General features: G+C 62.7%; 20 protein-coding genes. 15 read left to right on the top strand and 5 right to left on the bottom strand.

Annotated elements, in window-relative coordinates; translation table 11 throughout:
- The first annotated feature begins 124 nt into the window (after positions 1–124).
- Positions 125–937: a PfkB family carbohydrate kinase gene (locus tag AC1Z3V_RS11830; RefSeq protein WP_483499083.1), complete on the top strand. Its 813-nt coding sequence runs from the start codon at positions 125–127 to the stop codon at positions 935–937.
- A 99-nt stretch (positions 938–1,036) separates the two neighbouring features.
- On the opposite strand, the gene AC1Z3V_RS11825 is transcribed toward AC1Z3V_RS11830, so the two are convergent.
- The 3 genes from AC1Z3V_RS11825 to AC1Z3V_RS11815 all read right to left on the bottom strand — a co-directional run bounded on the left by AC1Z3V_RS11825 (position 1,037) and on the right by AC1Z3V_RS11815 (position 4,205).
- Complete coding sequence (locus AC1Z3V_RS11825) at positions 1,037–2,008, bottom strand: amino acid ABC transporter permease (RefSeq protein WP_483499082.1); 972 nt, start codon at positions 2,006–2,008, stop codon at positions 1,037–1,039.
- Between the two features lie 17 nt (positions 2,009–2,025).
- On the bottom strand, positions 2,026–3,306 hold the full coding sequence (locus tag AC1Z3V_RS11820; protein WP_483499080.1) for an NAD(P)/FAD-dependent oxidoreductase: 1,281 nt from the start codon (positions 3,304–3,306) through the stop codon (positions 2,026–2,028).
- 71 nt (positions 3,307–3,377) lie between these two features.
- The gene (locus tag AC1Z3V_RS11815; RefSeq protein ID WP_429811463.1) at positions 3,378–4,205 is read right to left on the bottom strand and encodes a transporter substrate-binding domain-containing protein; all 828 of its coding nucleotides are present in this window, start codon (positions 4,203–4,205) and stop codon (positions 3,378–3,380) included.
- 133 nt (positions 4,206–4,338) lie between these two features.
- Here AC1Z3V_RS11815 and AC1Z3V_RS11810 point away from each other — a divergent pair, with 133 nt between their 5' ends.
- From AC1Z3V_RS11810 to AC1Z3V_RS11745, 14 genes are all read left to right on the top strand, one after another.
- On the top strand, positions 4,339–4,647 hold the full coding sequence (locus tag AC1Z3V_RS11810) for a hypothetical protein (protein ID WP_483499078.1): 309 nt from the start codon (positions 4,339–4,341) through the stop codon (positions 4,645–4,647).
- A gap of 27 nt (positions 4,648–4,674) precedes the next feature.
- Entirely contained in the window at positions 4,675–5,058 is a 384-nt protein-coding gene (locus tag AC1Z3V_RS11805) for a YciI family protein (RefSeq protein WP_483499076.1), read from the top strand.
- Between the two features lie 255 nt (positions 5,059–5,313).
- Entirely contained in the window at positions 5,314–6,156 is an 843-nt protein-coding gene (gene phnC / locus AC1Z3V_RS11800) for a phosphonate ABC transporter ATP-binding protein (RefSeq protein WP_483499074.1), read from the top strand.
- 86 nt (positions 6,157–6,242) lie between these two features.
- On the top strand, positions 6,243–7,148 hold the full coding sequence (phnD, locus tag AC1Z3V_RS11795) for a phosphonate ABC transporter substrate-binding protein (protein ID WP_483499072.1): 906 nt from the start codon (positions 6,243–6,245) through the stop codon (positions 7,146–7,148).
- Between the two features lie 200 nt (positions 7,149–7,348).
- Positions 7,349–8,311 (top strand): phosphonate ABC transporter, permease protein PhnE, encoded by a 963-nt coding sequence (gene phnE / locus AC1Z3V_RS11790; protein ID WP_483499070.1) that lies wholly within the window; start codon positions 7,349–7,351, stop codon positions 8,309–8,311.
- 9 nt (positions 8,312–8,320) lie between these two features.
- Positions 8,321–9,838 carry a phosphonate ABC transporter, permease protein PhnE gene (gene phnE / locus AC1Z3V_RS11785; RefSeq protein ID WP_483499068.1) on the top strand — a complete coding sequence of 506 codons (1,518 nt, stop codon included), beginning with the start codon at positions 8,321–8,323 and terminating at the stop codon, positions 9,836–9,838.
- Between the two features lie 127 nt (positions 9,839–9,965).
- Positions 9,966–10,673 (top strand): DUF1045 domain-containing protein, encoded by a 708-nt coding sequence (locus AC1Z3V_RS11780; protein ID WP_483499066.1) that lies wholly within the window; start codon positions 9,966–9,968, stop codon positions 10,671–10,673.
- Position 10,674: 1 nt separating this feature from the next.
- Positions 10,675–11,814: an alpha-D-ribose 1-methylphosphonate 5-triphosphate diphosphatase gene (locus AC1Z3V_RS11775; protein ID WP_483499064.1), complete on the top strand. Its 1,140-nt coding sequence runs from the start codon at positions 10,675–10,677 to the stop codon at positions 11,812–11,814.
- Positions 11,811–12,395: a phosphonate metabolism protein/1,5-bisphosphokinase (PRPP-forming) PhnN gene (phnN, locus tag AC1Z3V_RS11770; protein ID WP_483499062.1), complete on the top strand. Its 585-nt coding sequence runs from the start codon at positions 11,811–11,813 to the stop codon at positions 12,393–12,395. The genes AC1Z3V_RS11775 and phnN overlap by 4 nt, the downstream gene beginning before the upstream one ends.
- A 298-nt stretch (positions 12,396–12,693) precedes the next feature.
- The gene (hutI, locus tag AC1Z3V_RS11765) at positions 12,694–13,938 is read left to right on the top strand and encodes an imidazolonepropionase (RefSeq protein WP_483499060.1); all 1,245 of its coding nucleotides are present in this window, start codon (positions 12,694–12,696) and stop codon (positions 13,936–13,938) included.
- On the top strand, positions 13,935–15,470 hold the full coding sequence (gene hutH / locus AC1Z3V_RS11760) for a histidine ammonia-lyase (RefSeq protein WP_483499058.1): 1,536 nt from the start codon (positions 13,935–13,937) through the stop codon (positions 15,468–15,470). Before hutI ends, hutH begins: the two co-directional genes overlap by 4 nt.
- A 1-nt stretch (position 15,471) precedes the next feature.
- Complete coding sequence (gene hutG, locus AC1Z3V_RS11755) at positions 15,472–16,290, top strand: N-formylglutamate deformylase (RefSeq protein ID WP_483499057.1); 819 nt, start codon at positions 15,472–15,474, stop codon at positions 16,288–16,290.
- A gap of 2 nt (positions 16,291–16,292) precedes the next feature.
- Positions 16,293–17,966: a urocanate hydratase gene (gene hutU, locus AC1Z3V_RS11750; protein WP_483499648.1), complete on the top strand. Its 1,674-nt coding sequence runs from the start codon at positions 16,293–16,295 to the stop codon at positions 17,964–17,966.
- Between the two features lie 269 nt (positions 17,967–18,235).
- Positions 18,236–18,874 carry a hypothetical protein gene (locus AC1Z3V_RS11745; protein WP_483499055.1) on the top strand — a complete coding sequence of 213 codons (639 nt, stop codon included), beginning with the start codon at positions 18,236–18,238 and terminating at the stop codon, positions 18,872–18,874.
- A 4-nt stretch (positions 18,875–18,878) separates the two neighbouring features.
- Here AC1Z3V_RS11745 and AC1Z3V_RS11740 read toward each other — a convergent pair whose 3' ends face one another.
- Positions 18,879–20,096 carry an MFS transporter gene (locus AC1Z3V_RS11740; RefSeq protein WP_483499053.1) on the bottom strand — a complete coding sequence of 406 codons (1,218 nt, stop codon included), beginning with the start codon at positions 20,094–20,096 and terminating at the stop codon, positions 18,879–18,881.
- A 183-nt stretch (positions 20,097–20,279) separates the two neighbouring features.
- The gene (locus tag AC1Z3V_RS11735; RefSeq protein WP_483499051.1) at positions 20,280–21,722 is read right to left on the bottom strand and encodes a M81 family metallopeptidase; all 1,443 of its coding nucleotides are present in this window, start codon (positions 21,720–21,722) and stop codon (positions 20,280–20,282) included.
- Between the last annotated feature and the right edge of the window lies 1 nt (position 21,723).

The following is a 21,723-nucleotide window of genomic DNA, read 5'->3' as shown; positions in this document are numbered from 1 at the left end:
TGTCGGACTTTGATTTGCTGCATGTCTTCGTCCTCAAATCGAGGTCGATTTAAGGAGACATGCAGAGCGGTCGCGGATGCGAAAACGCGGTCGCGACCTTTCCATGCGGCTGCCAGGAGACGCCATGACCACCTTCCGCCTTGCCGCCGTAGGCGACAATTGCATCGACCGTTTCGAGGAGCCGGTGGGAGAAGCCTATGTCGGCGGCAACGCGATCAATGTCGCCGTGCAGTGGGCACTTCTTGGGCAGCAGTCATTCTACTTCGGCGCCGTCGGCCGCGACCGCAACGGCGCGCAAGTGCGGCAGCTTCTTAAGCAGAACGGCGTGCGGCTCGACGGCCTCAAGGAGCGCGATATCAACACCGCCTACACCGACATCGGCATCACGCCGGAGGGCGACCGCGTCTTCCTTTATGAGGATTTCGGCGCCTGCGCCGGTTACCGACCCGACGCGGACGACATCGCCCTTCTGAAGACCATGGATCACGTACATATCGGCTGGCTCGACGACGGCGGCGCACTGCGCAAGGCGCTCGTGGCCGCCGGCGTCAGCGTCTCGCAGGACGTCTCCGTCAATGCCGCCCCTGCCGACCTTGGCGTAAAGGGGCTTAGCATCGCCTTCGGGTCCGGCGGCGAGGGCGGCAAGGACGCAGACCAATTGGCCGTCGATTTCCTCTCTCGCGGAGCCGAACTGGCCGTCGTCACACGAGGCGCCCTCGGTTCGCTCGCCACCGACGGCGCCGAACTGGCATCGAGCGGCAGCTGTCCGGTGGACGTCGTCGATACAACAGGCGCAGGCGACAGCTTTATCGCCGGGTTCATTCTCGCTCATCTCGAAGGCCGCCCGCTCATCGAACGGCTGGAGGCCGGGCGCGACCTCGCTGCGCGCACCTGCACCCATGTCGGCGGGTTTCCGCAGCAACCGCACACGCTTTGACGCAATTCGCCCGCCCTACCCGGCCCGGTTCAACACCGGGCCGGGTATATGGCGGGCACCTGCAATCTTTTCACCGCAAGGAATTCGCGCGCACCGTGCTTAGCGGACATCGAACCGCCCGAAGCGGGCTTCGACCCGCGACTGCAGGTATTCGAGACCGATCGAGAGGATCCAGTAGATCATCGAGGCGGTGATCAGCATTTCGATGTGGCGGAACTCGGTCTGGCCCTGGGTGCGGGCGAGATACATGATCTCCCAGACGCCGACGACGGAGACGAGCGAGGAGTCCTTCAGCATGGCGATGAACTGGTTGCCGGTCGGCGGGATGATGACCCGCATCGCCTGCGGCATGATCACCAGCGCCATCGTCTGGCTCGGGCTGAGGCCAAGCGCGGTCGCACCTTCCGTCTGGCCGCGCGGAATGCTCTCGATGCCGGCGCGGAAGATCTCGGTCATATAGGCGCCGTAGCAGAGCGACAGCGCCAGGATGCCCGCCGGCACCGCACCGATGACGTAGCCGACCTGCGGCAGGCCGAGATAGATGATGTAGATCTGCATCAACAACGGCAGGCCGCGGAACAGCGAGGTGTAGAAGGTGGCCAGCCCATAGACGACGCCGTTCTTCGACAGTTTCGCAATGGCGCCGACGAGCGCAATCAGCGTGGCGATCGCGATCGAGAGCACCGAGATGTAGAGCGTCGTGACGACGCCTTGCGAGACCAGGTAGCCGATCTTCTTGGCGATGAAGGCGAAGGACAGATCGAACGAATAGAAGAACAGCATCAGGAGCACGAAGAGCTCGACCCAGACGCCGATCACCTGGCCGCGGCGCGGCAATTGCCGCAAGGCCTTCCAGTTCGCCGCCGCAATCAGGGCGACCATCACGGCGCTCATCAGCCGGCCGAGCGCCGGGTTGGCTTCCAGCCAGCCCGCCGACGTCGGCAGCAGATGGCCGATCCAGGCGGGGCTGATGCCGAGCCCGTAGATCGCCAGCGTGACGAGCGCCAGCATGAGAACCAGGCCGGACCGTCGCGCGACATCCGGATAAGTCAGTATCAGACGACCAATCATCTCAAAATCTCCGGCGTTCAGGCCGCGCGCTCGCGCCACCAGTCCTGTGCCTGCAGTTTCCAATAGGTGAGTTGCGCCACCGCCAGCCCGGCATAACCGCCGGCCCAGACCAGACCGAACGGCCGGAAAAGCTTGTAGCGGTCGGACTGGCCGAGAATGCCTTCGGCCACCAGCTTGCCGCCGATCGCCGTCGTGTTGAGCCCGTGGCCGCCAAAGGCGGTGCAATGCCAGACCCCCGGCCGCATCTCGCCGATCTGGGGCATCAGGTGGCGGGCATAGGACATCAGCCCCGACCAGGCGAGTTCGGTCTTGAGCTCTTTCAGCTGCGGATAGGTGCCGGTCATCTCGCGGCGCAATTCGGCGGCCAGCGCCGCGGGCGACGCCGCCCGCGTGGTGATCCGTCCGCCCCAGAGCAGCCGCTTGCCGCCATCCACCAGCCGGTAATAGTCGCCGGCGCGGCGGTTGTCGCCGATCGCGTCGCTGGTGGCGATGGCCGAGCGAATCAGATCCGGCGCCGCCTCGCTCAGCATCACGTAAGTTGCGATCGGCAGGAAGGCGCGCTTCAGCCGGCCGTTGAGCGGTCCGGTGTAGCCACCGGTGGTGAAAACGACCTGGCGTGCCTTGACGCGACCACGGGCTGTCGACACCGTCTTTTCGGCACCGTCGAGCAGGCTTGCCGTTGCCGCCGAGCCCTCGTAGATCTGCCCGCCCAGCCGCTCGATCTCGTCCGCAACGGCGCGAAGGTAGTTCAGCGGATGCATGTGGAAGGAGCGGCTGTCGCGCAAGGCGTGAAAATAGCGTTTTGACTTCAATACGGAGCGGACACGCTCGGTGTCGAAATACTCCAGTTCGTATCCGTAGTTTTGGCGCATCGCATCGGCATGTGCCTTCAAGCTGCCGCCGTCGTCATAGCGTAGCACGCTGGTGATGCCGGGCTGCGCATGGGCGCTGTCGATCTTCAGTGCCGCAATCGTTTCGCGAACGAAATCTACGCCTTCGATCGACAGCCGATGGATCTGCCGTGCACCTTCGGTACCGGCCATTCGCGCGATATTCTCGCCACCGGTCGCAAACCCCGGGCTGACAAAGCCGCCATTTCGACCGGAAGCCCCGAAGCCGACACTTTCGGCTTCGAGCACGACGACCGATTGCCCGGCGCGTGCAAGCTGAAGCGCCGTTGTCAGACCAGCGAGCCCGCCGCCGACGACGACCGTGTCACATTCGATGGTTTCCGAAAGGACTGGTCTGACCTTCCGGTCGACCATCGTCTTTTTGTAATAGGTATCCGGATAGGACATATTCTCTCGCCCCGCAGACAGCGATTAAGGGTTGCGGGCGGCATGGCTGCCGCCTCGCAGACTTGTCGAGGTCAATCGGCGCTGTAGTCCTTGCCGTACCACTTGGTGGTAAAGCTCGCGAGCGTGCCGTCCTTCTTCATCTCCGCAATGACGTCGCCGATCTTTTTCGTCCACTCCGGATCGGTCTTTTCCGCAATCACGACGAGCGGCTCCTTGAACGCGTATTCGCCTTCAAGCACCTTGAGCGGATAACCGTTCTTGATGGCGTTGAGCGCCGTCTGTTCCGGCGCGATGACGGCATCGAGGCGCACGCCATTGCCGAGGCGCAGGTCGTCGAAGGGAAGCATGGAGTCGGCGAAGGTGCGGATCTCGCCCGGTTCCAGCTTGTATTCGATCGGCGGCAGCCCCGGAGCATCGATTTCCAACTGCCGGCGAATGAAATCTTCCGATGTCGTGGCGGTTTCAACGCCGACGACCTTGCCGTTCAGGTCGGCAACCGACTTCGCCTCGCTGTCCTTGTGAATGACGTAGACATAGGGGCTGTAGTAATAGATGCCGGCAAAATCGATGACCTGGGCGCGCGCCTTGGTGGGGGTGACGGAGCCAACGCCGACGTCATAACGTCCCTGCCAGCGGCCGCCGGTCAACGTGGCCCAGTCCGGCGTCTCGAAGCTGACCTCGACGCCGAGGCGCTTGCCGATCTCGCGGGAGACGTCAATGTCGAAGCCGACCAGTTGGTTGCTGTCGTCGAGATAGCTCTGCGGCGGCCACCCGCTGTTGGTGGCAACCACCATGGCCTTCTTGCTCATGACCCGGTCGAGCGTCTCGCCCGCTTGTGCGGCGGTGGCAAGTGCCAGCGCGGCAGCACCGACGGCGAGCTTTAGAACCAGTTTCCTCACGCGATCCTCCTGTTTGAACGTCAGCAATGGGTTCCCGTCTATGTAAGATGTCTGACAACATAAATTAGAAAGATCGATAAAGATGAGTCAAGGGTCGAAGCACGCACACTCCATGAAACGAAGTGATGGGACCATGCGTCTGCGTGATGAATGCGCCAACGAAGCGCGTTCCAGCACAGAAGGCGCAATCATTCCCGCAAGACGTGCTGGTACTTGGGACGTCTGCGACTTCGGACACGGGCGCGCAGGCCGCGGTTCGACGCGCTCGCGCGGTCTGATCTGGTCTGGTCTAGTGGCGGGCAAGCCGCGACACGCGGCGAACTCAAGCGTCGCTCCCCGGATCGCGGCGCAAGCCTGCCGTTGGGCCGCAGCGTTCCTGGGGCTGATTTCGAGCAATCGCAAAGCCATCGCCGAGCCGATTGAAGCCTTCGGCGAAACCTGACAGGAATACGTGCGGGAGGACGGTCCAATGTATTACGCGATCTTGGCTTATCATACGGCAGGCGTGGTCGAATCGTGGAGCAAGGAGGAGGACGCGGCCTTGATGTCCGACCTACTCCAGGTTCACGATCGCTTCGTTCAACAGAAATCCTTTGGCCCGGCGGCGCGGCTCGGCCCCGTGGAAGGCGCGGTGACGCTGAGGGGCAAGGGCGAAGGTATCGTCACCGACGGCCCCTTCGCCGAAACCAAGGAGCAGCTTCTGGGCCTTTACGTCGTGGACTTCCCGACACTCGAGGCAGCCATCGCGGCAGCACAAGAGTTGCGACGCAGCAATCCCACGGCGATCTACGAGATCCGGCCGATTGCGCTCTATATTCCCGGGACGACCTTGGAACCTGGCCCAAAGAGCTAGGATCAAGCAGCGATATTGCACCATGACCGGATCGGGCGACCGCCCTCGATCCGCTCCAAATCAACCTGGCAATCCCGTCGGAGGTGACCGATCGCGCACCTGCCGGCGCGATGCCGTTCACATTTGATTAACCGAGCCCGCGCAGGTGTGAACTGTAACAGAACTTACAACAAACTGACATTTCGCTTTCATGAAGCGCCGATATGGCAGGTGTCATACCGATGACCGGTCTCCCCGAAAGAGGACCTGCTAGAAATGTTTCAGTTGAAGAGTGTAACCCGCCAATTCGGCAAGAAGACAGCCGTGAGTTCGGTTACCTTCGACATCCCGCAAGGGCAGATGGTCGGCGTGATCGGCCGTTCGGGTGCCGGCAAGTCGACGCTGCTGCGCATGATCAATCGTCTTGTCGATTTGTCCTCGGGCTCGATCGTCTATGACGGTACCGAGGTCTCGTCGCTACGCGGTGCTGCTCTTCGCAACTGGCAGCGCGACTGCGCGATGATCTTCCAGCAGTTCAACCTGGTGCCGCGCCTCGACGTGCTCACCAACGTGCTGCTCGGCCGCCTCAATCACCGCTCGACGGTCTTGAGCATCCTCAACATGTTCACCCGCGAAGAACGCATCATGGCGATCGGCGCGCTCGAGCGCCTTGGGATCGAGCAAACCGCGCTTCAGCCCGCAGGCACGCTCTCTGGCGGCCAGCAGCAGCGCGTCGCAATCGCCCGTGCTCTGATGCAGCAGCCGAAGGTGCTGCTCGCCGACGAGCCGATCGCCTCGCTCGATCCGCTGAACGCCAAGATCGTCATGGATGCGCTTCGCGACATCAACGAGCGCGACGGCATCACGGTCATCACCAACCTTCACACACTCGACACCGCGCGCAACTATTGCGAACGCATCATCGGCATGGCGCACGGCCGCGTCGTCTTCGACGGCCAGCCCAAGGATCTGACTGCGGCAGCGGTTGCCGAGATCTATGGCGCCGATACGGGCATCGAGGAATCGATGACCTCCACCAGCATCAACATTCCCGCGGCCGAACCGCAGGAAGAAACGGCATCGGCCGGCCTCAAGCCGCTGGCACTGGTCGGCATCTGACGCCCGCCAGGATCGAAAGCCCGCGTCAAGGGCACCTCTTTGAAACCGAATAGGATCCGGCCGAGCCGGACACACGGGAGAACCTTATGCTGAAGAAAGCTCTTCTGGGCGCCGTCGCGCTCCTCGCCCTCGTCGGCCACGCTCAGGCTGAAGACCTCAAGGAATTCCGCATCGGCATCCTCGGCGGCGAGAACGAAGCCGACCGCCTGCGCAACTTCCAGTGCCTCGTCGACAAGCTGCCGGCCGCCATCGGCGTCGAGAAGGTCTCGCTGTTCCCTGCCGCCGACTATGACGGCGTTATCCAGGGCCTGCTCGGCGGCACGCTCGACTACGCCGAACTCGGCGCTTCCGGCTACGCCAAGATCTACCTCGCCAAGGCTGACGCCGTCGAGCCGATCCTGACGACCGTCCAGACCGACGGTTCGACCGGCTACCACTCGATCATGGTCGCCCGCAAGGATTCCGGCATCACCAAGCTCGAAGACCTGAAGGGCAAGAAGCTCGGCTTCGCCGATCCGGACTCCACCTCGGGTTACCTCGTTCCGCTCGTCACCCTGCCGGAAGCAATCGGCGCGCCGGTCAAGGAATTCTTCGGTGAGACCGGCTTCGGCGGCGGTCACGAAAACCTCGTTCTCGAAGTCGTCAAGGGCACCTTCGATGCCGGCACGACCTTCGGCTCGGGCGTTGGCGAATTCAAGGACGGCTACACCTCCGGCAACCTGCGCAAGATGGTCGACAAGGGTATCCTCGACATGAACGACCTCGTCGAGCTCTGGAAGTCGCCGCTGGTCCCGAACGGCCCGATTGTTGTCCGCACCTCGATGAATGACGACATGAAGGCAAAGTTCAAGCAGTTCATGATGGACCTGCCGAAGACCGACGCTTCTTGCTTCTCGGCCATCCAGGGCGGTGATTTCACCGGCTACACGGAAGTCAACTCCGACTTCTACAAGCCGATCATCGACGCCCGCAAGGCGACGATCGGCGGCTGATAGACCGCACCTCCCGGGAACGCTGGCCGCCCAAACGGCCAGCGTTTCACTGTTTGAAGGGGTGTCCGGCACCTGTCCCGACTGCATGTCTCGCGCCGCACTGCTGAGCATGTCCATCGCTTGTTCACGCATTTCCCGACGGAAAGCCGCTTCGCACTTTCCAGGAAATGCCAAAGAGGCCGGTGTAAGCCGGAATGATCATGGCAACTTCCCTGCTCCCGCGGCATCTGAGCGACAACGGCGCCATCATCGAGCGCCATTGGCAGGAACTCAGTTCCCGCCGCCGTCTCTATTCCTGGCTCGGATTCGGCCTTCTCTTCCTGACGCTCTCGGGTTCGCTCTGGTTCGCCAACGATTCCAACGCCGGCAAGTTCTTCGATCGCCTGCCGCATTTCTTCGACTTCGTCGGCGATCTCGCACCGCGTGACGGCCTGGAAATATTCCGCGCCATGTTCGACCTGCCCTCGCCCTATGACGACGGCAGCTTCAAGTACAACTACCCCGAAGGCCGGCTGTACCTGGCCGACAGTTTCTACATCCCCGAATATGTCCACAAGATGCTGGAGACCGTGAACATCGCGATCTTCTCGACCGTCATCGGCACGGCGCTCGGCTTCGTGCTCTGCTTCCTTGCCGCGCGCAACCTGATGCCCAATCCGTGGATACGCGGCGCCGTTCGCCGCTTCATGGAAATCCTGCGCGCCTTTCCGGAAGTGGTGATTGCCGGCTTCTTCCTGGCAATCCTCTCGCTGGGGCCCATTCCCGCGATCGCCGCGGTCTCGATCCACACGATCGGCGCGCTCGGCAAGCTTTTTTACGAAGTGGTCGAGAACGCCGACATGAAACCGGACGAGGGCCTGCGTGCTGCCGGCGGCAATTGGATCGAGCGCGTCTGGTTCGGCATGGTGCCGCAGGTGCTGCCCAACTTCACCAGCTATTTCCTGCTGCGGCTCGAAATCAACGTGCGCGCCTCCACCATCATCGGCGCCGTCGGTGGCGGCGGCATCGGTGAGCTTTTGCGCCTTTCGATCGGCCAGGGCCACCAGGCCAAGACGCTGGCGATCGTCATCCTGCTGTTTGCGACCATTTTCGCCGTCGACCAGTTTTCCGCTTGGCTTCGCCGCCGCCTTGTCGGCGAGCAGGCATTCCAGCTTGCCCAATAGGTGCGCGCCATGACCACGACCACACGACTGAGCCCGATGGAGATGGACGCGATCGCGACCCGCCATCCCGAGCTCCTGAAATCCTCCACCACCAAGCGGGTACGCACGGCAGCGATCGCCGGCGGCGTCATCGTTTATCTCGTCTTCAGCTGGTGGTTCTTCTCGATCGGCCAGGTGCTCGGCAACGCCAATTGGGGCATCGCCGGCACCTATCTCGCCGACTGGGTCTCTTACGAAGTGCGTCCGCAGATCCACATCGCTTCGGACCGGACGATGAGCCTCAACTATCAGCGCAATTCGCCGCTTGGCCCCAATCCCAAGCCGGATTGGGTGGAACTCGACAAGGCGACGGTGACGCGTCGCGTTGAAATTCCGACGTCAACGACGCAGGCAGCCAAGCCAAAAGCAAGCTCGTCCTTCAGTTTCATGGCGCCGGGTTCGGCCCTTGGCGGCGGCTCGACAGCCGAGGCGCAGAACCGTGTCGAAACCCGTACGGAAGAGGTGCTGACGCGGATCGTCGTGACCTACGACCGCTCGACCAAGATCGAGATCGCCGACGGCATGGTGAAGGCGACCCATGACGGCAAGACGCTGACGATGGCCGTCGACGGCACGGACACGGTGACACCGCAGGGCGCTTTGCCGTCCTGGGCGACGCAGAAGCGTCCCGGTGAGAAGATCGTTCTGGCTTTTGGCGCCACTGGCTGGGCCGAAGTCGAAGGCGACGAGGTCTCCGTGCGCAATCGGTTCTTCGGTTGGGCGAATTTCCTCTTCGACACCAACTCACCGTTCTTCGGCAAAAGCTATGGCGAGGTCGCCTCGCTGATCGCCGCCGGCGAGCGCATCGATCCGGCCCGCTCGAACCTTTCGCTTGCCTGGAACAACATTCTCTACAATGCCGAATGGCAGCATCTGGATGTGTGGACGAAGCTGCTGCAGACGGTTGTCATGGCCTTCGTCGGCACGCTCTTTGCGTCGCTGATCGCCTTCCCGCTTTGCTTCCTGGCCGCCCGCAACATCACACCGAACTTCATGGCCAATCAGTTGGCCAAGCGCTTCTTCGACTTCCTGCGGTCGGTCGACATGTTCATCTGGGCGCTGTTCTTCACCCGCGCCTTCGGCCCCGGACCGCTTGCCGGTATCTCGGCGATTTTCTTCACCGACACCGGCACGCTGGGCAAGCTTTATTCCGAAGCGCTGGAGAACATCGACGACAAGCAGCGCGAGGGCGTCAAGTCGGTGGGTGCCGCGCCGCTTGCCGTACAGCGCTTTGGCGTGCTGCCGCAGGTGCTGCCGGTCTTTGCCAGCCAGGCGCTCTATTTCTGGGAATCGAACACCCGCTCGGCGACCATCATCGGCGCTGTCGGCGCGGGCGGTATCGGTCTCAAGCTCTGGGAAGCGATGCGCACCAATTCCGATTGGGAAAATGTCGCCTACATGGTGCTTCTGATCTTGCTGGTTGTCTTTATTTTCGACAGCATCTCGAACGCGTGCCGTTCGCGCCTGATGGGTCGCAAGGCACATTGACGACAGCCAAGCATTTGCGCGCCCGCCATCATGATGTTGTCATGGAAATCGGTTAGCTGCGCATCGCATCCCGCAAACTATCGACCCGCCGCCCTGGCGGGCCGGTCGCTACAAGAAAGTGAAGACCGTGCGTTATGCAATCTACTTCGCGCCGCCGGCGGACGACCGGCTGTCGCAGGTCGCGTCCCGTTGGCTCGGCCGTGATGCCTTTACCGGCCAGGACCTCGATACCCCGCCGGTCGCGGGCCTCGACAAGGACACGCAGCGCGCACTGACAGCCGACCCGCGGCGCTACGGTTTCCATGGCACGCTGAAGGCTCCGTTCGAGCTTGCGGAAGGCCGCGACGAGGAAGAATTGCTCAGCATCTTCGAATGCTTCGCGGCCGACCTCGATCCCTTCGAAATCCCTGAAATCGTCCTTTTCCAGATCGGTCCATTCTTTGCCCTTGTGCCGTCCGCCCCTTGCGCCGAACTGCAGGATCTGGCCGATGATGCCGTTCATCGCTTCGACCCGTTCCGTGCCCCCCTGTCGGAGGCGGACTCTGCCCGGCGCAAGCCGGAGAGCCTCCCAGAGCGCCAAAGGCGCTACTTGAGGGAATGGGGCTATCCCTATGTATTCGAAGAATTTCAGTTCCATCTGACCTTGACCGGTCCCGTGCCCGCCGAAGCGAGCAGCGTCATGCGCTCCGTCCTCGAAACCACCTTTGCCGAGCACATCGGAAAGCCACTTCACGTAACGTCAGTCGCGCTCTTCGTCGAACCGGAGCGCGGCGCCCCTTTTACTGTCCGCTCGCTGCTGCCGCTTGGCAGCGACACCCAACGAAAGATTGCATGAGATGAGCAAAGAACAGGTTCTAACCAATGCCCGCATCGTTCTGGAGGATAGTGTCCTCGACGGTTCGGTGCTGATCCGCGACGGCAGGATTGCCGATATTTCCGAGGGAACGGTTGCCGGCGGCGAGGACTTCGAAGGCGACTATCTGATCCCCGGCCTCATTGAACTGCACACTGATCACCTCGAAGCCCACTATTCGCCGCGACCGGGCGTACGCTGGCTGAAGATCGCAGCGATTCAGGCGCATGACGCACAGGTCGTCACCTCCGGCATCACCACGGTGTTCGACTGTCTGCGTCTCGGTTCCGACGAAGACGGCGGCTTCCAGAAGGGCGAGATGCGCAGCATGGCCGATGCCCTGGCGCAGGCCAAGGAAGAAGGCCGGTTGCGCGCCGATCACCTGATCCATCTGCGCTGCGAAGTGTCCACCTCCGACGTGCTCGACCACTACGAGGACTTCCAGAACGATCCGCAGGTCAAGCTCGTCTCGCTGATGGACCATGCGCCCGGACAGCGCCAGTTCCAGACGATGGACCAGTACACACTCTACTACAAATCCAAGCGCGGCCTCTCGGACGAAGAATTCGCCCGTTTTGTCGAACGTCAGCAGGCGCTTTCGGCAAAATACGCCGGCCCGCACCGTACCGCGCTTGCCCAGGCCTGCGCCGCCCGCGGCATCACCATCGCCAGTCATGACGACGCGACCGTCGACCATGTCGAGGAATCGATCGGCTTCGGTATCAAGCTCGCCGAGTTCCCGACGAGCTTTGAAGCGGCGGAAGCCTCGCACCGCGCGGGCTTGAGCGTGCTCATGGGCGCACCGAACATCGTGCGCGGCAAGTCGCACTCGGGCAACATCGCCGCACGCGACCTTGCAGAGCGTGGTGTCCTCGACGTGCTGTCGTCGGACTATGTGCCTTTCAGCCTGATCCATGCCCCCTTCGTCCTCTCCGACGAGATCGCGGCGATCGACCTGCCGAAGGCAATCGCGATGGTGACCTCGACGCCGGCACGCACCGTCGGCCTTAACGACCGCGGCCGCGTCGCGGTCGGCCTGCGTGCCGATGTCGCCCGCGTCCACCGCAAGGAAGGCATTCCGGTCGTGCGCTCCGTCTGGCGCGAAGGGCGGCGTGTCGCATGAGCGCGCGCGAACAGGGTGGCGCGCTCGTGGTCGTCGTCGGACCGAGCGGCGCCGGCAAGGACAGCGTCATGGGCTTTGCCGCCCGGCACTTTGCCGACTGTCACGACGTGCACTTCGTCCGCCGCGTCATCACGCGCCCTTCGGACGCCGGTAGCGAGGTGCATGAAAGTGTCTCGGAAGACGAATTCGTCGGCATGCAGAAGGACGGCGCCTTCGCCGTCTCATGGGACGCGCATGGGCTGAAATATGGCATCCCCTCCGCGGTACTCCAGAATGTCAGGAACGGCATGACGGCGATCGTCAACGGCAGCCGTAGCGCCTTGCCTGCGTTCCGGGAAGCCTTCGGAGAGATCGCGGTCGTGGTCGTCACGGCGGAAACGCCGGTGCTCGCGAAACGCCTTGCCGAGCGCGGCCGCGAGAGCGAGGAAGAGGTGCTGCGGCGGCTCAGCCGCCAGGTCCCCGACGTCACGTCGGGGCCCGATGTCAGCGTCATCGACAATAGCGGCAGGCTCGAGGTCGCCGGCAACCGCTTCGTCGAGGTCGTGGAGCGGCTGCGCATCAAGGCGGATCACGCCGCTTAGCGTGATCCATTTTTGCCCCAGCAGGGCTTCGACTCGCCAAGACGCTCGCGCTTATCCTTTCCTATAGACATAAACGGCGGCCCCGAGCCTTAAGGTTTCGGGGCCTTTCTTTTTTGCGCTCACGAAACCCGAAGTCGGCCAAAAATTCCCAACAAATCAAATTTCTAAAGCGATCTGCTCAGATGTCTCATCGCTCTTCGGCGACCCGGTCGCCCTTTCCTTTTCCTCCAGTCTGCCAATTTTCCTCTTGTGGAGCGAATTAATATGTATATACATTATATCCAGTGGAGGCGACCTCATGAACCAACTCTCGACCCGCAAGCAGGCATCCGGCATCTGGCGCAACGTGCGTCTCGTGACGCTCCGCGAAAACGTCGACGGACTTGATGTCATCGAGGATGCCGCCGTTGCGGTCGTCGACGGCCGTATCGTCTATGCCGGTGCGGAGCGTGATCTTCCTGCAGACTTCGCGCGCAGCCTAGAGGCCACCGACTGCAAGGGGCGCGTCATGACGCCCGCCCTCATCGATTGCCACACCCATCTCGTGCATGGCGGCAACCGCGCCCGAGAATTCCAGATGCGGCTCGAAGGCGCGACCTATGAGGAGATCGCTCGCGCCGGCGGCGGCATTGTTTCCTCGGTGAAGGCGACCAATGCGCTGACGGTGGATCAACTGGTGGACAGCGCCGTGCCACGGCTCGATACGCTTCTGTCCGAAGGTGTCTCGACCGTCGAAATCAAGTCGGGCTACGGGCTCAACGTCACGGCCGAGCTCAACATGCTGCGCGCGGCCCGCAAGCTCGAAACGCTCCGTCCGGTGCGTATCGTCACCAGCTACCTCGCCGCCCATGCGACACCGGCCGACTACAAGGGCCGCAACGGCGACTATATCTCCGACGTGGTCCTGCCCGGGCTCGATGCGGCTCACGCCGAAGGGCTGGTCGACGCGGTCGACGGCTTCTGCGAGGGCATTGCCTTTTCGACCGCGGAAATCGTCCGGGTCTTCGACTACGCCAGGGCGCTCGGGCTGCCGGTGAAGCTCCATGCCGAACAGCTCTCCAATCTCGGTGGCGCCAGACTTGCAGCTTCTTACGGCGCGCTTTCGGCCGACCATCTGGAATATCTCGACGCCGAAGGTGCCGCAGCTCTTGCCAAGGCGGGGACCGTCGCGGTGCTGCTGCCCGGCGCCTTCTACGCACTGCGCGAAGAGCGCCTGCCGCCGGTTCAGGCGCTGCGCGATGCCGGCGCGCATATCGCGATCGCCACCGACTGCAACCCCGGCACCTCGCCGCTGACCTCGCTGCTCCTCACGATGAACATGTCGGCGACCTTCTTCCGGCTGACAGTTGCCGAGTGCCTTGCCGGTGCGACGCGCGAAGCCGCACGCGCCTTGGGCCTGCTCACTGAGACCGGCACGATCGAGGTCGGCAAATCAGCCGACCTCGCGATTTGGAACATCGAGGATCCCGCCGAGCTCGTCTATCGCATCGGCTTCAACCCGCTTCATGAACGCATCTTCAGAGGGCAAAGGACTGGTCAATGACCATTATTCTACATCCGGGCTCCGTGCCCCTTCGTGACCTCGAAACCATCTACTGGACCGGTGAACCCGCCCGTCTCGACCCGTCTTTTGACGCCGGCATTGAGAAGGCCGCACGCCGCATCGCCGACATCGTCGCCGGCAACGCGCCGGTCTATGGCATCAACACCGGCTTCGGCAAACTGGCTTCGATCAAGATCGACAGCGCCGACGTCGCGACGCTGCAGCGCAACCTGATCCTGTCGCATTGTTGCGGCGTCGGCGAGCCGCTTGCCGAAAACGTCGTGCGCCTCATCCTGTCGCTGAAGCTCGTCTCGCTCGGTCGCGGCGCCTCCGGCGTCCGCCTCGAACTCGTGCGGCTGATCGAAGCCATGCTCGAAAAGGGCGTGATCCCCGTCATTCCCGAAAAGGGATCGGTCGGCGCCTCCGGCGACCTCGCGCCGCTCGCCCATATGGCAGCGGTGATGATGGGCCATGGCGAAGCCTTCTTCGAGGGACGTCGCATGTCGGGCGCCGAAGCGCTTTCCGCTGCGGGCCTGACGCCCGTCGTGCTTGCCGCCAAGGAAGGCCTGGCGCTGATCAACGGCACCCAGACCTCGACCGCACTGGCACTCGCCGGCCTCTTCCGCGCCCATCGTGCCGCGCAGGCCGCGCTGATCACTGGCGCCATGTCGACCGATGCGGCGATGGGGTCCTCCGCGCCCTTCCATCCCGACATTCACACGCTGCGCGGCCATCGTGGCCAGATCGACACGGCCGCAGCCCTGCGTGCACTTCTTGCCGGCTCGGCCATCCGCGAAAGCCATATCGAAGGCGACGAGCGCGTGCAGGATCCCTATTGCATTCGTTGCCAGCCGCAGGTCGATGGCGCTTGCCTCGATCTCTTGCGCTCCGTTGCCCGCACGCTCGAGACCGAAGCCAACGCTGTCACCGACAATCCGCTGGTGCTCTCGGACAATTCCGTTGTCTCCGGCGGCAACTTCCACGCCGAACCGGTCGCCTTCGCTGCCGACCAGATCGCGCTCGCTGTCTGCGAGATCGGCGCGATCTCGCAGCGCCGCATCGCGCTGCTCGTCGATCCCGCCCTCTCCTATGGCTTGCCGGCCTTCCTCGCCAAGAAGCCGGGCCTCAACTCCGGCCTGATGATCGCCGAGGTCACCTCCGCTGCGCTGATGTCGGAGAACAAGCAGCTCTCGCACCCGGCCTCGGTCGACTCGACACCAACATCGGCCAACCAGGAAGACCACGTTTCCATGGCCTGCCATGGTGCTCGCCGCCTGCTGCTGATGACCGAGAACCTCTTCTCGATCGTCGGCATCGAAGCACTCACCGCGGTCCAGGGCGTTGAATTCCGCGCGCCGCTCACGACGAGTCCGGAACTCCAGAAGGCCGCCGCCGCACTCCGCGCCGTCTCGCCGACGATCGAAGAAGACCGCTACATGGCCAACGACCTCAAGGCTGCGGGCGACCTCATCGCTTCCGGTCGCCTGAATGCTGCGGTTTCCGCCGGCATTCTTCCCAGCCTGGAGGGCTGAGATGGCGGTCTTCGAAGTCAAAAGGGGAAACTCCCCGGTCATTCTCGGATTTCCGCACACGGGCACTGACGTGCCGGGTGCGATCTGGGATCGGCTCAACGACAACGGTCGGATATTGGCCGATACCGATTGGCACATCCACCAGCTCTATGATGGCCTGCTGCCGGAGGTGACCGTCGTTCGCGCCACCTTCCACCGCTACGTGATCGACGCCAACCGCGATCCCGCCGGCATCAGCCTCTACCCCGGCCAGAACACGACCGGCCTCATCCCGGAAACGGACTTCGACGGCAAGCCGATCTGGAAGGATGGCGAGGCGCCAACCGACGCCGATATCGCCGAACGTCTGCGGACGTTCCACGCGCCCTATCACGCGGCACTCGCCGCCGAGATCGAACGTGTCAAGGCAATCCACGGCATCGTCGTGCTCTATGACTGCCACTCGATCCGCTCGCACATCCCGTTCCTTTTCGAAGGAAAGCTGCCGGATCTCAACATCGGCACCGACATGGGCAAGACCTGCGCGCCAGAGATCGAGAGGGCGACTGCCGATATCGCTGCTGCGGCAGAGGGTTACACCAGCATTCTCAACGGTCGCTTCAAGGGTGGATGGACCACCCGCCATTATGGCCGGCCGGAAACCGGCGTGCATGCGATCCAGATGGAGCTCGCGCAATCGACCCATCTCGCCGCAGAAGAGCCTCCCTTCGCGCTCGACGCCGCCCGTAGCATCCGGCTGCGCGAACCGCTGAAAGCCATCCTGAACCGCATCGAAACCATCGCATTTGACCTCAAGACACAGACAGGGAGCGAGGCATGACCATGAACAATCCGCGCCACAACATTCGCGACGTGCGCGCCCCCCAGGGCACGACGCTCAATGCCAAGAGCTGGCTGACCGAAGCGCCGCTGCGCATGCTGATGAACAACCTCGACCCGAACGTTGCGGAAAACCCGCACGAACTGGTCGTCTATGGCGGCATCGGCCGGGCGGCGCGCACCTGGGCCGATTTCGACAAGATCGTCGAGACGCTCAAGGACCTCAACGACGATGAGACACTGATGGTGCAGTCCGGCAAGCCGGTTGGTGTCTTCCGCACCCACAAGGACGCCCCGCGCGTGCTGATCGCCAACTCGAACCTCGTGCCGCATTGGGCGACCTGGGATCACTTCAACGAGCTGGATAAGAAGGGTCTCGCCATGTACGGCCAGATGACCGCCGGCTCCTGGATCTATATCGGCACACAGGGCATCGTTCAGGGCACCTACGAGACCTTCGTGGAGGCTGGCCGCCAGCACTATGGCGGTAGTCTTAAGGGCAAGTGGGTACTGACCGGCGGCCTCGGCGGCATGGGCGGCGCCCAGCCGCTCGCCGCCGTCATGGCCGGCGCTTCGTGCCTCGCCGTCGAGTGCAATCCGGACTCGATCGATTTCCGTCTGCGCACCCGCTACCTCGACGAGAAGGCCGAAACACTGGACGAGGCGATGGAGATGATCGCCCGCTGGACCAGGAATGGCGAAGCGAAGTCCGTCGGCCTGCTCGGCAACACCGCCGAGATCCTGCCGGAAATGGTCCGCCGCGGGATCCGTCCCGACATGGTCACCGACCAGACCTCGGCTCACGACCCGGTCAACGGCTATCTGCCGAAGGGCTGGACGATGGGCCAGTGGAAGGAAAAGCGCGTCAGCGATCCGAAGGCGGTCGAAAAGGCTGCGCGCGCTTCGATGCGCGATCATGTCGAAGCAATGATCGCCTTTAAGGACATGGGCATTCCGACCTTCGACTACGGCAACAACATCCGCCAGATGGCCAAGGAAGAAGGCCTCGAGAACGCCTTCGCCTTCCCGGGCTTCGTACCGGCCTATATCCGTCCGCTCTTCTGCCGCGGCATCGGTCCGTTCCGCTGGGCGGCCCTGTCAGGCGATCCGGAAGACATCTACAAGACCGACGCCAAGGTCAAGGAACTGCTGCCCGACAACAAGCACCTGCACAACTGGCTGGACATGGCGCGCGAGCGCATCTCCTTCCAGGGCCTGCCGGCACGCATCTGCTGGGTCGGCCTCGGTGACCGCCACCGCCTCGGCCTCGCCTTCAACGAAATGGTCAAGAACGGCGAACTGAAGGCTCCCGTCGTCATCGGTCGCGACCATCTCGACTCGGGCTCGGTCGCCTCGCCGAACCGCGAGACCGAAGCGATGAAGGACGGCTCGGACGCCGTCTCCGACTGGCCGCTGCTCAACGCCCTGCTCAACACCGCATCGGGCGCCACCTGGGTGTCGCTGCATCACGGCGGCGGCGTCGGCATGGGCTTCTCGCAGCACTCGGGCGTCGTCATCTGCGCTGACGGTACCGACGACGCAGCCAAGCGCCTGGAGCGCGTGCTCTGGAACGACCCAGCAACCGGCGTCATGCGCCATGCCGATGCGGGTTATGAGATCGCGCTCGATTGCGCCAAGGACAAGGGCCTGCGCCTGCCGGGCATTCTCGGCAACTGATACGCTCTCAACCGACATACTCAACGGACATACTGATTGGGGCGCCGAAAGGCGCCCCAATCACTTTTTGATGAGACACGTACCAGGACTCCGTCTTCCTTACCTCCGCGCCTTGCAGCTGTTGATTGCGATGCTAGAAAAAATGGAGATGCTATCGCATTGCTGGCGACGCATTGCAGAAGATCCTTCTCGCTCATGCGAGCGCTGACTTCTTATGAGAAGGCTTCGTGTGTTGGGGCAGAAACAGGAGAAGAACCATTAGACATCTTATGTTTACCGCGGGGCTTCTGACGAGCGTCTTTATTGCTTCACCTTCGGTCGCCCAGAACGTGGGCTTCTTCGGCCCTGTTCGCAACGGAGAGCGGCATTTTACCGCCTTCCCGGATTTTGTCGGCGTAGGAATGAGCCAAGGGGAGAGCAAGAAGAGGGACGTCGTCTTCTCAACAATTCAAATGCTCGCCATCACTGCCGGAATTGAGGTGAGAGCCCAACCGGGCCTCGGGAGAAACACCATCGGCGTGATCTTCAGAAAAGACGTCGTCCAGAATGGCCGGGTCGACGTCAGCAAAATTGAAGATTTCGGCTTCGACCCCTACTATGAGAGGCTGCTGAACGATAGTGCGGCAACTGGTGCAGCAAACTGCGCTTCGGCCGTGAACTATTTTGCGGAAGGACGGTTTGACAGAGCCGTCGTCGTTGCAAACAGCGACGTCCCCGATCAGGAGTTGGCGACCTGCGTGGCTCAGGCCCAGGCGCACGCTCTGGGGATAGCCACGTTCAACTCCAGCAAAACCGATTTTTCGCGCTTCATCACCAGGATTATGATCCTCATCGATCAAAAGAAGAGATGTCTCCAAGACAACCAAACAAAATTGACCTGCAAATTTGTCGATGAGCCCTGGGACTAGCCAGTTAGCGGCGGACTGTCCTCTTTCCTGTTCGATCGCCATCGAGCACCAACAGCAGCACCAACCCGGAAAATCCTGCTACACCGCCAAGCAACGCCGTGCCCGAATAGTCGCTGATCCGGGTGCCGAGCGCAAAGAGCCCGGCGCAAAGCCCGCCGCTTAAGAAGAGGTTTACGGCGATCAGCGAGCTTCCCAGTCCCGGCCGGTCGGCAATCAGGTCCTGAAGATAGCTGATCGGAATGGTGATCAGTGCCGCAGCACCGAAGGCGCTGACCACGGTGAGTGCATAGATCTGCCAGGTGGCGGCGGAAAAACCGAGCAGCAGCATGTAGCCGATATAGATGGCCGTCCCCAGCGCCAGCGCCTTGAAGGGAACGAGGCTCAACTGAATGCGCGCCCAGACGAAGATGAAGACGACTTCCAGGAAGGCGACGATGCCGACGATGATGCCGATATCGGTGACGCTTCCGCCGATTTCGTCGGTCATGATCAGAGGCAGCACCGCCGCATTGACATGCAACGTCGACGTGATCGTCGCAACGGCAACGACCCGCAGGAAAATGCGCGGCGTCAGGATTTCCCGGAACGATGTCCAGTAGGACAGCCGCTTTCCGAGTGACGGATCGACGCCGCCCTCATTGGGGAGCGAAAAGAAGACGATCAACAGATTGACGGTGCAGCCAAGACAGGCAAGCAGATAGGCAGGCAACATGCTCTCTCCACCCGCCAGCGCAAAGCCCACCAGTCCCGGCACCAGCACCCAGGCAAGCGAGATGGCCGCACGTGCGCCCGTCGTTAGTGATGCCGCATCATGCCCGCTCATCCGCCGCGCAATGCTGCGCACGTTGGCGAAGAGAAGCGTATAGAGTGAGCCGTAGATCGGCAGCAGCAAAAGGACGCTGATGACGAAACTCATCTGGTGCGGCAGCGCATAGACGATGCCATAGCCGACGACACCGAAGAGGATCGCCGTCGACATCAGCACCCGGTAGTTGCCGACGCGATCGGCCAGGATGCCAATCGAAACGCTGACGATGACATTGACCGTCGAAGCAAGGAGGATCAGCAACGAATAGACGGCGTCGCTGAGCCCCAGTTCATTGATGCCGACGACCGACTGGTAGGGCGAGGTTGCTGCCCCCGCAAAGCCGAACAGGAAGATTGCCAGCATGCTGATCCGCATCGCCGGGTTGCGCATGGCGCTGAGAATGGTGGAAGTCATGCCAGAACGTATCCGCGAAGCGGGTGGAGGGCGCTGCACAATTCCTTAGATCGGCATCTATCCAAGGAATTGTGCAGCAACTTGAAGTATCGCTGCGACCTTGGCGCGTCATCAAGAGACGCGCGGCGCTGCAGCAGAAGGCCTACCCACGAGTCGGGTAGGAATAATGCGGACAGCTCGACCTCAGTCGTCGCTCGACCAGCGGGCCGAGAACCGCGCAGCCGGCTCGAAGGCGAAGTCCTGATCGAAGGGATAAACCGGCCGCTGGCGGCGGAGGCTTGCCAGGCCGGCGATGCCCTGATTGACGACGCCCTCGGTCAAGGCCATCAGATTGGGGTTAGCGATCGGCGCCAGCTCCGGCGACAGGTAACCCGACTTGACGACCAGTAACCGCACCGCCTGGGGATCGAGCCCCAGCCGACGGAAGTCCTCGATATCGTGATAGGGCCTGCGGCGCGCGGCAATGACGATATCAATCTTGCCGACGCGCACCACCGCCTGCCGTTCCCTCTCAGCGCCTGGATCGTCGAGCCTGACGACCTCCACCAGCATCTCGGCGCTTGGGCTTGCCGGATCGAGGCTTCCGCCGATCTTGAGCATCAGCGTTTCGCCGACACCCGCGTCGAAACACGCCTCGACAGCGGGCCGGTCGGTGATGCCGGCAATCAGGGCGCCGCGCCAGTTGCGTGCGAGCAGCGCCTTCAGTACATCGGCGCGGTCGCCGGCGCCGCCGCCGGTCGGGTTGTCGCCGGAGTCGGCGAGGATGATCGGCGTTGTCGTCGCCCGCTCGGCGATTTCGAGCATCTCGTCGAGCGGTCCCGTCATCGGACCGAAGCGGAAGTTGTTCCGCTCCGCCCAGTAGCCAGCGGCGATCTCTTCGACCGTCTGCTTGGCCGCGGCCCTATCCGTCGCGGTGACGACTGCGCAGGCGGTAGCCCGCGGCTCATCGGCCCAGACGTAACCGACCATCAGGTTCGCGTCGAGGATCCCCCGCCGCTTGTCGATCTCTGGCAGTTGCGCATAAAGCGACTTCGCCGGTTCGTCCTCGGTCGAGGTGCATTCGCCGGGCAGCAACACCGGAATCGGCGCCCAGGCGATACCCGGGCGCGCTCCGTCATTGAGCGCCGAGACGAGCATTGACCAGGCACGGGCCATGGTTTCCGGCGTATCGATATGCGGCGCGGTGCGGTAGGCGGCAAAGATGTCGAGCTGATCGATGATCTTCTGGCTGACATTGCCGTGCAGGTCATAGCTCGCCGCGATCGGGCACTCGGGGCCGACGACGGCACGGGCGGCCGAGATCCAGTCGCCCTCAGCATCGTCCATGCCGTCGACCTTGATCGCTCCATGCATGGCGAGATAGAGGCCGTCGATCGGCAGAGCTTCCTTGAGCTTTTCAAGGAACTCCACCTTGAACGCCTCATAGGTCTGGCGCGATACGGGTCCCCCCGGCACGGCGCGCGCATGCAAGAGCGGCAAATGCTCGACGCCTTCGGCTTTCATGAAGCTGAAATAGTCTGCGTCCAGCAGCGCCTGCCCGCGCAGGACACGGAAATCGTCTTCCGTCATCAGAACCGGTGAATAGGTGCTGCACTCGGTGTGGATGCCACCAACGGCAATGCGCATG

This window comes from Ensifer sp. 38_S197, assembly GCF_056924495.1.
Note: the sequence above shows the minus strand (reverse complement) of the source record. Positions and strands in the feature narration are given on the sequence as shown.

Excerpts from the sequence above, each read along its gene's own strand:
- hutH (WP_483499058.1), top strand. The coding sequence starts at position 13,935 with ATGACCATTATTCTACATCCGGGCTCCGTGCCCCTTCGTGACCTCGAA.
- AC1Z3V_RS11830 (WP_483499083.1), top strand. The coding sequence starts at position 125 with ATGACCACCTTCCGCCTTGCCGCCGTAGGCGACAATTGCATCGACCGT.
- AC1Z3V_RS11740 (WP_483499053.1), bottom strand. The coding sequence starts at position 20,096 with ATGACTTCCACCATTCTCAGCGCCATGCGCAACCCGGCGATGCGGATC.
- hutG (WP_483499057.1), top strand. The coding sequence starts at position 15,472 with ATGGCGGTCTTCGAAGTCAAAAGGGGAAACTCCCCGGTCATTCTCGGA.
- AC1Z3V_RS11825 (WP_483499082.1), bottom strand. The coding sequence starts at position 2,008 with ATGATTGGTCGTCTGATACTGACTTATCCGGATGTCGCGCGACGGTCC.
- AC1Z3V_RS11745 (WP_483499055.1), top strand. The coding sequence starts at position 18,236 with ATGTTTACCGCGGGGCTTCTGACGAGCGTCTTTATTGCTTCACCTTCG.
- AC1Z3V_RS11820 (WP_483499080.1), bottom strand. The coding sequence starts at position 3,306 with ATGTCCTATCCGGATACCTATTACAAAAAGACGATGGTCGACCGGAAG.
- AC1Z3V_RS11735 (WP_483499051.1), bottom strand. The coding sequence starts at position 21,722 with ATGCGCATTGCCGTTGGTGGCATCCACACCGAGTGCAGCACCTATTCA.
- AC1Z3V_RS11810 (WP_483499078.1), top strand. The coding sequence starts at position 4,339 with ATGCGTCTGCGTGATGAATGCGCCAACGAAGCGCGTTCCAGCACAGAA.
- hutI (WP_483499060.1), top strand. The coding sequence starts at position 12,694 with ATGAACCAACTCTCGACCCGCAAGCAGGCATCCGGCATCTGGCGCAAC.
- phnC (WP_483499074.1), top strand. The coding sequence starts at position 5,314 with ATGTTTCAGTTGAAGAGTGTAACCCGCCAATTCGGCAAGAAGACAGCC.
- phnN (WP_483499062.1), top strand. The coding sequence starts at position 11,811 with ATGAGCGCGCGCGAACAGGGTGGCGCGCTCGTGGTCGTCGTCGGACCG.
- AC1Z3V_RS11805 (WP_483499076.1), top strand. The coding sequence starts at position 4,675 with ATGTATTACGCGATCTTGGCTTATCATACGGCAGGCGTGGTCGAATCG.
- phnD (WP_483499072.1), top strand. The coding sequence starts at position 6,243 with ATGCTGAAGAAAGCTCTTCTGGGCGCCGTCGCGCTCCTCGCCCTCGTC.
- AC1Z3V_RS11775 (WP_483499064.1), top strand. The coding sequence starts at position 10,675 with ATGAGCAAAGAACAGGTTCTAACCAATGCCCGCATCGTTCTGGAGGAT.
- hutU (WP_483499648.1), top strand. The coding sequence starts at position 16,293 with ATGAACAATCCGCGCCACAACATTCGCGACGTGCGCGCCCCCCAGGGC.
- phnE (WP_483499070.1), top strand. The coding sequence starts at position 7,349 with ATGGCAACTTCCCTGCTCCCGCGGCATCTGAGCGACAACGGCGCCATC.
- phnE (WP_483499068.1), top strand. The coding sequence starts at position 8,321 with ATGACCACGACCACACGACTGAGCCCGATGGAGATGGACGCGATCGCG.